At 73.6% G+C, this 11,840-nt stretch carries 12 protein-coding genes; 9 read left to right on the forward strand and 3 right to left on the reverse strand.

What is annotated here, in order from left to right; translation table 11 throughout:
• The first annotated feature begins 4 nt into the window (after window positions 1-4).
• The 3 genes from ACIP9H_RS23415 (at window position 5) to ACIP9H_RS23425 (ending at window position 4,326) form a co-directional block, all read left to right on the forward strand.
• Window positions 5-1,141 carry a transglycosylase family protein gene (locus ACIP9H_RS23415; RefSeq protein ID WP_401586354.1) on the forward strand — a complete coding sequence of 379 codons (1,137 nt, stop codon included), beginning with the start codon at window positions 5-7 and terminating at the stop codon, window positions 1,139-1,141.
• 204 nt (window positions 1,142-1,345) lie between these two features.
• A complete protein-coding gene (locus ACIP9H_RS23420) occupies window positions 1,346-2,161 on the forward strand; it encodes an SAM-dependent methyltransferase (RefSeq protein ID WP_401586352.1) in 816 nt (271 codons plus the stop codon).
• Window positions 2,158-4,326, forward strand: coding sequence for a putative bifunctional diguanylate cyclase/phosphodiesterase (locus tag ACIP9H_RS23425; protein ID WP_401586349.1), 2,169 nt, complete (start codon window positions 2,158-2,160; stop codon window positions 4,324-4,326). Before ACIP9H_RS23420 ends, ACIP9H_RS23425 begins: the two co-directional genes overlap by 4 nt.
• 147 nt (window positions 4,327-4,473) lie before the next feature.
• Here the strand turns inward: ACIP9H_RS23425 and ACIP9H_RS23430 are convergent, their stop codons facing one another.
• Complete coding sequence (locus ACIP9H_RS23430) at window positions 4,474-5,319, reverse strand: alpha/beta fold hydrolase (RefSeq protein WP_401586346.1); 846 nt, start codon at window positions 5,317-5,319, stop codon at window positions 4,474-4,476.
• 138 nt (window positions 5,320-5,457) lie between these two features.
• Here ACIP9H_RS23430 and ACIP9H_RS23435 point away from each other — a divergent pair, with 138 nt between their 5' ends.
• The 5 genes from ACIP9H_RS23435 to ACIP9H_RS23455 all read left to right on the forward strand — a co-directional run bounded on the left by ACIP9H_RS23435 (window position 5,458) and on the right by ACIP9H_RS23455 (window position 9,207).
• The gene (locus tag ACIP9H_RS23435; protein WP_401586344.1) at window positions 5,458-6,804 is read left to right on the forward strand and encodes a PLP-dependent aminotransferase family protein; all 1,347 of its coding nucleotides are present in this window, start codon (window positions 5,458-5,460) and stop codon (window positions 6,802-6,804) included.
• A 135-nt stretch (window positions 6,805-6,939) separates the two neighbouring features.
• Window positions 6,940-7,323 (forward strand): hypothetical protein, encoded by a 384-nt coding sequence (locus ACIP9H_RS23440; protein WP_401586341.1) that lies wholly within the window; start codon window positions 6,940-6,942, stop codon window positions 7,321-7,323.
• Complete coding sequence (locus tag ACIP9H_RS23445) at window positions 7,320-8,243, forward strand: transcriptional regulator (protein WP_401960567.1); 924 nt, start codon at window positions 7,320-7,322, stop codon at window positions 8,241-8,243. The genes ACIP9H_RS23440 and ACIP9H_RS23445 overlap by 4 nt, the downstream gene beginning before the upstream one ends.
• An 80-nt stretch (window positions 8,244-8,323) precedes the next feature.
• Window positions 8,324-8,716 (forward strand): roadblock/LC7 domain-containing protein, encoded by a 393-nt coding sequence (locus ACIP9H_RS23450; RefSeq protein ID WP_319658275.1) that lies wholly within the window; start codon window positions 8,324-8,326, stop codon window positions 8,714-8,716.
• 116 nt (window positions 8,717-8,832) lie between these two features.
• Entirely contained in the window at window positions 8,833-9,207 is a 375-nt protein-coding gene (locus tag ACIP9H_RS23455) for a hypothetical protein (RefSeq protein WP_360910506.1), read from the forward strand.
• 90 nt (window positions 9,208-9,297) lie between these two features.
• On the opposite strand, the gene ACIP9H_RS23460 is transcribed toward ACIP9H_RS23455, so the two are convergent.
• Window positions 9,298-9,735, reverse strand: coding sequence for a hypothetical protein (locus ACIP9H_RS23460; protein ID WP_401586334.1), 438 nt, complete (start codon window positions 9,733-9,735; stop codon window positions 9,298-9,300).
• 348 nt (window positions 9,736-10,083) lie between these two features.
• Between ACIP9H_RS23460 and ACIP9H_RS23465 the strand changes: the two genes are divergently transcribed.
• Window positions 10,084-11,262 carry an acyl-CoA dehydrogenase family protein gene (locus tag ACIP9H_RS23465; protein ID WP_401586331.1) on the forward strand — a complete coding sequence of 393 codons (1,179 nt, stop codon included), beginning with the start codon at window positions 10,084-10,086 and terminating at the stop codon, window positions 11,260-11,262.
• Between the two features lie 81 nt (window positions 11,263-11,343).
• Here the strand turns inward: ACIP9H_RS23465 and ACIP9H_RS23470 are convergent, their stop codons facing one another.
• Entirely contained in the window at window positions 11,344-11,823 is a 480-nt protein-coding gene (locus tag ACIP9H_RS23470; RefSeq protein WP_401586328.1) for a hypothetical protein, read from the reverse strand.
• Window positions 11,824-11,840: the final 17 nt, after the last annotated feature.

An 11,840-nucleotide genomic window follows, 5' to 3' on the forward strand; every position in this document is an offset into this window, starting at 1 on the left:
CCCCATGCCCGCAAAGGGAAAGCACCGTCGTCAGCGGACCAACCGTTTCGTCCGCATCGGCGCATTCGCCGGCACCACGAGTGCCGCGATTGCCCTTCCGGTTGTCGGCGCCACCGGTGCCCACGCCGCTCCGGTGAGCGTCTGGGACAAGGTCGCCAGCTGCGAGAGCACCAACAACTGGTCCATCAACACCGGTAACGGTTTCTACGGCGGCCTCCAGTTCACCCAGAGCACCTGGGCCGGATTCGGCGGCACCAAGTACGCCGCCCGCGCGGACCTCGCGACCAAGGCCGAGCAGATCGCGGTCGCCGAGAAGGTCCTGGCCGTCCAGGGCCCGCAGGCCTGGCCGGTGTGCGGTCCCAAGGCCGGTCTGACCAAGGACATGGCCGACACCTCGGCCACCCCCGAGAGCGTCGCCGGCACCACGGCCCCCAAGCCCGCCACCCCTGCGAAGGACACGACGGCCGGCAAGCCCGCCGGCTCCACCTCCAAGCCGGGCACCGGCGGCAGCTACACGGTCGTCGGCGGCGACACCCTCTCCTCCATCGCGGACGCCCAGGACGTGACCGGCGGCTGGCACGAGCTGTACGCCGCAAACCGGTCCGTCATCGGTGGCGACCCCAACCTGATCCGCCCGGGCCAGGTCCTGGCGCTGAGCGGCACGGTCAAGGTCGCCCTCCCGGACAAGCCCGCGAGCACGCCCGCGCCGGCCAAGCCCTCCACCTCGTCCGCCTCCGGCTACACGGCCCCGCTGGACCACGTCACGCTGGGCACCCCGTACCACCAGGCCGGTTCCATGTGGTCGAAGGGCTACCACACCGGTGTCGACTTCATCGCCTCCACCGGCACCAAGGTGAAGGCGATCGCTTCCGGCACCGTGGTCTCCGCGGGCTGGGGCGGCTCGTACGGCAACCAGGTCGTCATCAAGCACGCGGACGGCAAGTACTCGCAGTACGCCCACATGTCCTCGCTGTCGGTCTCGGCCGGCCAGACCGTCTCCGAGGGCCAGCAGCTGGGCCTGTCGGGCGCCACCGGCAACGTCACCGGCCCGCACCTGCACTTCGAGGTGCGCACCACCGCGTCGTTCGGTTCCGACATCGACCCGCTCGCCTACCTGCGCGCGCACGGCGTCAGCGTCTGAACAACCTGACTGCCCGTCATCCGGCGGTAGTACGTGCCCTGTTCCCCGTACCGCGGGGGCAGGGCACGTGCCGTTGGCGAGTGACCGAAAACGGATCGAATATTTCCATTTCTGGTTTCCTCCCGATCGAACGATCAGTAGCCTCTGAGCCACGCGGCCGTCCCCACGGACCCGTGCCCTGATCCCGACGAGCTGGAGCCGTTGATGGAGCGTCCCGCCTGGGCCCCCCATGGCATCGACCTGTCCGTCCCGAGCGTGTCGCGCATCTACGACTACTACCTGGGCGGATCGCACAACTTCGAGGTCGACCGGGAGGCGGGGCGCCGGGCCATCGAGGCCTTCCCGGGCCTGCCCAAGATCATGCAGGCCAACCGGGCCCTCATGCGCAGGGCCGTGCGCTTCGCGGTGGACGAGGGCATCACCCAGTTCCTCGACATCGGCTCCGGCATCCCCACCTTCGGCAACGTCCACGAGGTCGCCCAGGCCGCGGACCCGGCCGCCCGCGTCGTCTACGTCGACCACGACCCCGTCGCGGTCGCCCACAGCCGCGCCGTGCTCGACGGGCACGGGAACGCCGCGATCGTTGCCGCCGACCTGCGGTCCCCGCGCGACATCCTCGACAGCGAGGAGACCCGCCGGCTGCTGGACCTCGACCGCCCCGTGGCGCTGCTGCTGGTGGCCGTCCTGCACTTCGTCGAGGACGCCGACGACCCCGCCAAGGCCGTCGCCGAACTGCGCGACGCGCTCGCGCCCGGCAGCCTGCTCGTCCTCACCCACGCCTCGGTGGAGGGCGGCCCGCGCCGGCCGGAGGAGGGCGAGCGGGTCGAGAGCGTCTACCGCAGCGCCAGTTCGCCGCTGATCATGCGCTCGCGGGCCGCGGTGGAGGCGTTTTTCGACGGCTTCGAACTCGTCGAACCCGGACTGGTCTCGCCGCCGCTGTGGCGGCCGGACGGCTCGGACGACGACGAACCCGACCCGGTGGTCTTCAGCGGGTTCGCGGGCGTCGGCCGCAAGGTGTGACCGTGGCCACGGAACCCGACCCGGAGCCGGAGCCCGAGCCCGAACCCGCCGACGGCCTGCGGCGCTTCGCGATCATCTGGAGCCGGGCGATCTACCCGGCGACCGCCACCTCCATGACCCGCGGCGAGTTCGAGGAGTACCTGCTCCCGCTCGCCGCGCGGCTGGAGGCGGCCCTGCACGCCCGGCCCTTCGACCCGCGCGCCGCCGCGGAGATCGGCTCGGCGCTGGTGGCCGCGCACTGCACGGACCCCGAGGCGCTGCCCCGCATTCTCGGCGTCGTGGACGCCTATCTGCTGCTGTACTCGCCGCTGGACCCGGCCCTGCCCGCCGACGAGGGCCGTACCCGCTCCGCCCGGCTGCAGCACTGGATCGCCTACGGCTACACGGGCGCGCTGCGCGAACGGACCAGGACGGAGCAGGAGGCCCTGTCCCGGGCCGCGCTCGCCGCCCGCACCGCCGTCGAACAGGCCCTGCACGAGAGCGAGGTGCGCTTCCGCGCCATCTTCCAGGGCGCCTCCATAGGCATCGGCATCGCCGACATGGAGGGCCGCATCCTCGACGTCAACGACGCCCTGACCGCCATGTTCGGCGGCCTGGAACGCCGCATCCTCAGCCGGAACGTCTACGACTGGGTGCACGCCGAGGACGCCCCCGAGGTCTGGGAGATGCAGCGCCAGCTCAACCGGGGCGAACGCGACCGCTACAGCGTCGAGAAGGCGTACTACCGCCCCGACGGCACCGCCCTGTGGACCAACCTGACGGTCTCCCTGCTCCGCGACCCCGCAGGAGTCCCGCAGTACATGCTCGCGCTGATGGAGGACATCACCGAGGAGCGCCTGCTCAGCGAGCGGCTGCGGTACGAGGCCACGCACGACGCCCTCACCGGGCTGGCCAACCGGAACCTGTTCTTCGAGCGTCTGGAACAGGTGCTCGGCGGCGCCGAGGGCTCCCGCGTCGGGGTCTGCTACCTCGACCTCGACGGCTTCAAGGACGTCAACGACAGCCTCGGCCACGCGGTCGGCGACCGGCTGCTGGTGGCCGTCGCCGAACGGCTGAAGGCCTGCGTCACCTCGCCGGACCAGCTCGTCGCCCGGATCGGCGGCGACGAGTTCGCCGCGCTCGTCGTCAACCCGGCCAGCCGCGCGGACGTCACCGGCCTCGCCGACCTCGTCCTGGCCGCGCTCGCCGACCCCATCCGCGTCGACGACCGCGAACTCTCCGTGCGGTGCAGCATCGGCATCGTGGAGGGCCAGGCCGGCAGCCTCGGCCCGGCCGAGGTGCTGCGCAGCGCCGACATCACCATGTACCGCGCCAAGGCCGCCGGAGGGAACCGCTTCGAGCTCGCCGACCCCGACTCCGACGCCCGCGCCATCACCCGGCACGGGCTCACCAACCAGCTGCCCGTCGCCCTGGAGCGCGGTGAGTTCTTCATCGAGTACCAGCCGCTGGTCCGGCTCTCCGACGGCAGCGTGCGCGGCGCGGAGGCGCTGGTGCGCTGGTGCCACCCGGTGCACGGGGTGCTCGGCCCCGACCGGTTCATCGCGCTGGCGGAGAGCACCGGGCTGATCGTGCCGCTCGGCCACTGGGTGCTCCAGCAGGCCGCCTGGCAGGCCAGGGACTGGCAGTTCCCGCGCAGCGACGGCCACCCGCTGCGGATCAACGTCAACCTCTCCCCGGCGCAACTGGGGCATCACGGCCTGGTCCCGGAGACACTCGCCGTCATCAAGGACGCCGGTCTGGAACCGACCGCGCTGTGCCTGGAGGTCACCGAGAGCGCCTTCATCGGCGCCGACGAGGAACTGCTGCGCCCGCTGCGGGAGTTCGCCGACCTGGGCATGGCCATCGCGCTGGACGACTTCGGCACCGGCTACTCCAACCTGGCGTCGCTGCGCCGGCTGCCGATCACCACGCTGAAGCTGGACCGCTCGTTCACACGCGGCATGCAGCAGCACCCGGCGGACCCGGTCGACGTGAAGATCGTGGAGGTCGTCGTCGACCTCGCCCACACGCTCGGCCTGTCGGTCACCGTCGAGGGCGTCGAGACCGGCACCCAGGCGGAGTACCTGCGGGCCCTGGGCTGCGACACCGCCCAGGGCTGGTACTACGCCCGGCCCGGCCCGCCGGAACGGCTTCACTCGCTCTCGCTCGTGGACGCGACGGCCTGAGCGGCCGGGCCCGTGTGACGTCGACCTGCTTGTTCGCGGGGGGTGTCGACGCTGCCCACAGGGTCGGGCCGGCGCCCGGCCGGGCCCGCGGGACAGCGACCGTGCCGAAGCTGTCGCAACCCGCGCCGGAACGCCGCGGGTTCGCTCCTATGCGTCCAACCCGCCGAGAAAATCGTGCAGGAGGCCCGTGAAGACCTCGGGCCGTTCAAGGTTGGGCAGATGCCCGGCACCCTCCACGACCGCCAGCCGCGAGCCGGTCACGGCGCGGTGCATGGCCTCGGCCTCGGCGACGGGGGTGAAGGTGTCGTCCCGGCCGACCACGATCAGGGTGGGCACGCGGACGGCGGCGAGCACGGGGCCGTAGTCCGGGCGCCGGGCGCGCCCGCGCAGCGCGGCGGCGGCGCCCTCGGGCGGGGTGCCGCGCATCATCCGCAGCACATGGGCGGCCACGTCGGGCAGCTCGGTGACGTTGTACGGCGCGATCATCCGGTCCAGCACCTCGTCGGCGTACCCCGCCATGCCCTCGTCGAGCAGACGATCGGCCGCCGCCTCTCGGGCCTTCCTGCCGTCCTCGGTGTCGGCGCCGGGGAAGGTGGCGGTGAGGACGAGCGCGGCGACGCGCTCGGGGAAGGCGCGCTGGAACTCCATCACGATCTGGCCGCCCATCGACAGCCCGCCGAGCACCACCCGGGCCAGGCCCAGATGGTCCAGCAGGGCGGCGAGGTCCCGCGCGAAGGTGCTGAGCGGTGTGATCCCCGGGACCACCTCGCTCGCCCCGTAGCCGCGCAGATCGGGGGCGATCACGCGGCGCCCGGTGCCGGCCACCGCCGCCACTTGGGGCGCCCACAGGGAGCGGTCGAAGGGGTGGCCGTGGACGAGCAGCAGCGGGACGGGAGGAGCGCCCCCGGCGCTCCCGCCGCTGCCTCCGTCCCCGTCCCCGCCCTTGTCGTCGTCGTACGCGACGGTGATGCCGTTGACGTGCGCGGTCGCCACGGGCCTTCCCCTTTTCTGCCGGATTCCCCAAATGCCCCACGATGTGGGGGCGTTGGTCGTGATGCTAGGTGCCCTCTCCGGCTCGGTGCAATAAGATCTTTGCTCTCGGTGCAATCCGATCCGCGCTCTGGAGGGGACATGCCGACGGAGGACTACCGCGCGGTCGCGGACGCCGTGGCGGCCGACATCGCCGCGGGACGGCTGCGCCCCGGGGACCGGCTCGCGCCGCAGCGCGTCTTCGCGCGGCAGCGCGGCATCGCCAACTCCACGGCCATCCGCGTCTATGCCGAACTCGCCCGCCGTGGCCTGGCCGTCGGCGAGGTGGGCCGCGGCACCTTCGTCCGCGCCGCCGCGCCCGCGGCCGGCCCCGCGCTCGCCGAACCCGCACGGCAGCGCGTCGACCTGGAGCTCAACTACCCCGTCACGGACGGCCAGCCGGAACTGCTGGCCGCCGGACTCGCCCCGCTGCTGCGCCCGGACGTGCTCGGCGCCGCCCTGCGCCCCCTCACCGCCGACGGCACCCCCGCGGCGCGCGAGGCGTTCGCCGCGCTGCTGTCCGGCCCGGCGTGGCGCCCGGACTCGCGCCGGCTGCTCTTCGCCGGCAACGGCCGCCAGGCCATCGCCGCCGCCGTCGCCGCCCTCGTCCCGCCGGGCGGCCGGCTCGGCGTCGAGCCGCTGACGTACCCCGTGATCGCCTCGGTCGCGGCACGCCTGGGGGTGAGCCCGGTCCCCGTCCCGTGCGACGAGGACGGCATCCGTCCCGACGCGCTTGCCGCACTGCACGCCGGTGCCCCGCTGCACGCCCTCTACCTGCAACCCACCCTGCAGAACCCGCTCGGCGTCACCATGTCCGGCGCCCGCCGTGCCGAACTCGCCGACACCCTCGGTCAGCTGGGCCTGCACGCGGTGGAGGACACCGTGTGGACCTTCCTGCGGCCGGACGCGCCGGCCCCGCTCGCCGCGTTCGCGCCCGATCGCGTGATCCTCGTCGACAGCCTCTCCAAGCGGCTCGCCCCCGGGCTCACCGCGGGCTTCGCCCTCGTCCCCGAGCCGCTCGCCGCGCCGGTGGCCGCCGCCCTGCGCTCCGCCGGCAGCCTTGCCACGGGCTTCGCCCTGGAGGCCGCCACCCGGTGGGCCGCCGACGGGACGCTGGACGCCGTGGCGGCCGCCAAGCGGCGCGACGCAGCCCTCCGCGGGGAGTTGGCGGCCGAGCGGCTGGCCGGCTTCGCCGTGTCCGGGGACCCGCACGCCTACTTCCGCTGGTGGCGGTTGCCCGGCCGGTGGCGGGCCGACACCTTCGTCGCCGCGGCGGCCCGGCACGGCATCGCCGTCACCCCGGCCGCCGCCTTCGCCGCGGGGCGGGGGAGTGCCCCGCACGCCGTGCGGATCGGCCTCGCCTCGCCGTCCCCGCAGGTCCTCGGGGCTGCGCTGGACACGCTCGCGGTGATCGCCAAGGGGGCACCGGAGGACAATTCCGCCGAGTGAGCGCAAGCGGTTCGGAATCCTAGCGAGTCCGTCGCACGTGCCAATGGAAAATGCCGTAACTCACCTGATTCGCGTACGGCTTGAGTAACGTTCCGTGCTGTTCCGTATACCAGACGTGGCGGCGAAGGGGTGCGCGTGCCCGGCATCGACGAATGCCTTTCCGAGGCGTTGGCCATACCCGGTGTGCTCGGGGCGAGCGTGGTCGACTGGAGCAGCGGCCTGATCCTCGGGGCGGTCGGGCAGGAACCGGGACACGGCCACGAGGCCGCGGCCGCGGACACCACGGAGGCGGCCCGGGCGGTCGTGGAGGGGGCCACCTTCACGGCCAAGGAGCCGGGGCGCATCCCGGTGGAGGACATCATCATCACCGCGCCGGGGAGCTACCACCTGATCCGCTTCCTGGACACGTCCTTCGACAGCGACGTCCTCCTGTACATCTGGCTGGACCGGGCGATCGCCAACCTGGCCGTCGCCCGGATCGGGCTCCAGTCCATAGCCGACCGGCTGGTGCTCGTATGACCGGGGCCGAGGCCGCGCGGCCTCCGCTCGCGCTGCGTTCCCTGCCCCGCCGTACGCCGTCCCGGGGCGTCCAGGCGCCCGCCACCGCTCCCGCCCCCGTCGCCGGCGGCCCCGGCCGGTTCGGGGCGTACGCCTTCGGCGCGGCGCTCGCCCGGCTCGCCGACGCGGGAGCCAGCGGGGCGCTGTACGGGTCGGCGGGCGCGGTCTACCTGCGCGACGGCGCCGTCGTGCACGCCGAGAGCCCCTGCGCCCCCGACCTGGGCGTACGGCTGATGGCCTGCGGTCGCCTGACGCCCGACCAGTGGCGTGAGGCGGTCACCGGCGCGGACGTCGGCCGCGGCGTGGGCCGGCACCTGGTGGACACCGGCCGGGTGGCCCGCGGAGAACTCGAACTGTGCCATCTGCTGGCGCTGTTCGACGCCGCGTACTTCACCCTGCTGCCCGACTCGGAGCCCGACCGGTTCCAGCCGGGCGCCACCTCGCGGCTCGGACCGATCTCCCGGCCGGTCCCGGCGCAGCGGATCGCCCGGGAGGCGCAGCGCAGGCGCACCCAGCTGGAACGCGCCTGGCCGTGGGACGACACCGACGCGGGCCCCGTCGTCCCGCGCCCCGGCGAGGAGCTCCGCGGCGGACGGGCCCGCGCCCCCACCCGGGGCCAGCTGGCCGTGCTCGCGGCGGCCGACGGCCGCCGCACCCCCGTCCAGATCGCGTGGCACCTGGGCCGCTCCGCCTTCGCCACGCTGCTGGACGTCCGGCGGCTGGCCGCCGGGGGCCGGATCGCCACCGCGGCCCGGGCCGAGCCGTCCCCATCCGCCCCGCCCCCGGTGGCCGGCGGGCCGCAGCCCGCGGCGCCGGCGTCCACCGATCCCACCGTCGCCCTCTTGCTCCGACTACGTGCCGCCCTGGAGGCCCGCCTGTGAGCGCCCTGCCGACCCGCCCGGCACCCGCCGACCGACCGTGGAGGAAGGCTCTGCGGCAGCTCGCCGGAAGGAGACAGCTCGTGGCACTCGAAGCCGATGTGCTGGCCGAACTCCGGAGTCTGCGCACGAGGGTGCCGCATCTGACGGGCGGTCTCGTCGCCAGCGCCGACGGCCTGGTCGTGGCGCACGACCTCAGCGGGCCGGAACCGGAGGGCGTCGCAGCTCTCACCGCGGCGGCGCTGGGCGTGGCGGCGCGCATCACGGAGGCGACGGAGCGGGGGGCCTTCCGGGAGCTGATCGTCCGCGGGGACAGCGGATATGTCGCGGCGTACGCGGCGGGCAGCGCGATGGCCCTCGCCCTGGTCGCGGGCCCCGGCTCCAACGTGGGCCGGCTGCACCTGGAGGCCCGCCGATCCAGTCGACGGATCGAGGATCTCGTCGACCTCGCGCTCCAACGTCAGGAGCGGAAATGACCGTACGACCGTCTTCACCAGCCGACAAGCCGTCGGGCACCGGACGCGGCCGCGCCGCCACGGGTCCCAGGCATTCATCACGCAACAGAACTCAACGACAAGGAAGCGAGACCGTCATGGCCAACACCGAGACCGCGCTGAAGGATGTAATGACGTCGATCGAGGGCGTCCTGGGCGTCGCTCTCGTGGACTACGGCAGCGGCATGGCCCTGGGCACCCTCGGTGGTTCCAAGGACCTCGACCTGACCGTCGCGGCCGCCGGCAACACCGACGTCGTCCGCGCCAAGATGCGCACGATGGAGATGCTCAACCTCAAGGAGCACATCGAGGACATCCTGATCACCCTCAACACCCAGACCCACATGATCCGGCTGCTGACCGGGCGTTCGGGCAAGGGCCTCTTCCTCTACGTCGCGCTGGACAAGGACCGCGCGAACCTGGCGATGGCCCGCCACCAGCTCAAGCGCATCGAGTCCGACCTGGAGATCTGACCCTGCCCGACCCGAGCACCCGCGGCCGGTGACGGCCCGGCACACCAGGCGACGCCGCCGTGTGCCGGGCCGGTCCCGTGCGGAGGGGGATCAGCCGTTCGCCGGGGCGGAGCCGGTGGGAGCGGCCGAGTGCGAGCCGTGCCCCGCGTGGTGCTGGCCCTCCTCGACGGTGCCGCCGAGCTCCTTGCGGACCGGTTCCAGGGCGTCGGGGTCGGCCTCGACCACCCAGCGCTCGCCCACCAGGTACGAACCGCCGTACGGCTGCGCCTCCTCCAGCCAGGACTTCTGCCCCGCGGCACTGGCGAAGGTGACCATCACGTACGCCCCGCGCGGCGTCGTGCACGCCCCTTGGCGCAGTTCGTCGACGTCGGTCTGCACCTGCGGGGTGCAGCCGATCGCCCGGCCGATCCGTTCCAGTGCCACCGGGCCGTCCGGCGTCCCGGAGTCCTGGCCGCCACAGGCCGTCCCGAGCAGCGCCACCGCCACGGCGGCGGCCGCCCGCGGACCCCACGTACGGATCACGGACACCCGCATCACCCTTCCCCAGCGTCCACACCGGCCGCACCGATCGCACAGCCGCCCACGCGCACCGCGCGCCCGCAGACGGTATCCCGGACCTCGTGGAACCCGTACGGCCTTGCGAAAGCCGTGTCCGTCCGGCAGGCGATATGACAAAATCCGCCGCCGGCCTCCGGGGAGGCCGGCGACCCGTGACGCGGGCACCTCCGATCGGGCATACTCCATCGCGCCGAAGCCGCAGGTCGGACCATGCCGTGACCCGGCGGGAGACCATGGGCGGAGGGTACGTATACCGGTAGCGCCGCCACATCCTGGGCGGACGCCGCCGCCGCGCCCGACAGGGAGGAGAGCGCCGCCATGACCCACGACGGCCCCCAGCCGGTGGAACGCCAACTGCCCACCGAGGAGGCCCGCGACCTGCTCACGCTCGTGCGAGAGCTGGCCCAGCGGGAGATCAAGCCCAAGGCGGCCGGGGAAGAGGACGCGGGCATCTTCCCGCGCGACACCTTCCGCCTGATCGGCGAGGCCGGCCTGCTCGGCCTGCCCTATCCGGAGGAGTACGGCGGCGGAGGCCAGCCGTACGAGGTGTACCTCCAGGTGCTGGAGGAACTGGCCGCCGCCCGGCTCACGGTCGGCCTCGGCGTCAGCGTGCACACCCTGGCCTGCCACGCGGTCGCCCACTTCGGCGCCAAGGAGCAGCGCACCGAGTACCTGCCCGCGATGCTGGAGGGCTCGCTGCTGGGCGCCTACGGCCTGTCCGAGCCGGCGTCCGGCTCGGACGCCGCCTCCCTGCGCACCCGGGCCACCCGGGTGGACGAGGGCTGGCGCATCGACGGCACGAAGGCGTGGATCACCCACGGCGGCGTCGCCGACTTCTACACCGTGCTCGCCCGCAGCGGCGCCGAGGGCCCGCGCGGCATCACCGCCTACCTCGTCCCGGGGGACGCCGAGGGACTGTCGGCGGCGCCGCCGGAGAAGAAGATGGGCATGAAGGGCTCGCCCACGGCCCAGCTGCACCTCGACGGGGTCACCGTGCCCGACGCCCGCCGGATCGGCGAGGAGGGCCAGGGCTTCACGATCGCGCTGTCCGCCCTCGACTCCGGGCGCCTCGGCATCGCCGCGTGCGCGATCGGCGTCGCCCAGGCGGCCCTCGACGAGGCGCTCGCCTACGGCATGACCCGGCGGCAGTTCGGCCGGCCCGTGGTTGACTTCCAGGGCCTGCGCTTCATGCTCGCCGACATGGCGACCCGGATCGAGGCCGGCCGGGCCCTGTACCTCGCGGCCGCCCGGCTGCGCGACGCCGGCCGGCCGTTCTCCCGGCAGGCCGCCATGGCCAAGCTGTTCTGCACCGACGCCGCGATGCAGGTGACCACGGACGCGGTCCAGCTGCTCGGCGGCTACGGCTACACCGCCGACTTCCCCGTCGAGCGGTACATGCGCGAGGCCAAGGTCCTGCAGATCGTCGAGGGCACCAACCAGATCCAGCGGATGGTCATCGCCCGCAGCCTCGCCGGACCGGAGAGCAAGGCCCCGTAGCCGTACGCCCGCGCCCGGGCCCGTGACGCCCCGGTGCCGCGCCGTCCGTGAGGATCGGCGCGGCACCGCGGCCGCGCGAGCTCAGGCGGCGTGCTGGAACCGCAACCGGATCGGCTGCGAGCCGGGGCCCCCGACGTGCGAGAAGGGCTGCATACGCCAGTCGAGGCCGTCCGGCAGCGTGAGCAGCTGCCCCCAGTCCTGGTCCTCGGCGGAGTCCTCCCCGTCGGCCGGGGTCGCGTCCGCGGCGGGCCGGCCCGAGCCGGGGCAGACCGTCAGCCCGAAGGGATTCCACGGCGACGAGCACAGCGCGTGCTCCGGCAGCACGTCCTCGTCGGCGAGCAGCGCGATCGGGCGGGCGCAGTCGGGGCAGTGCAGACGGAAGATCTCGTACGCCTCGTCGTCGAAGGCGTCGAAGGCGTCATCGGTGGAGTCCGGAACGGAGTCGGCGTCGGAGTCCGCGTCGTCCGCCGTCAGGAGCGCGAGCACCTGGGTGCGTTCGTGCTCCTCCCCGAGCGCGGCTGTCGTGCCTTCGCCGCGGCTGTGTCGCGCGTGGGTACGCATGGGTGCATCTCCCCCTC

Source organism: Streptomyces sp. NPDC088732 (genome assembly GCF_044751205.1).
Taxonomy (GTDB): domain Bacteria; phylum Actinomycetota; class Actinomycetes; order Streptomycetales; family Streptomycetaceae; genus Actinacidiphila.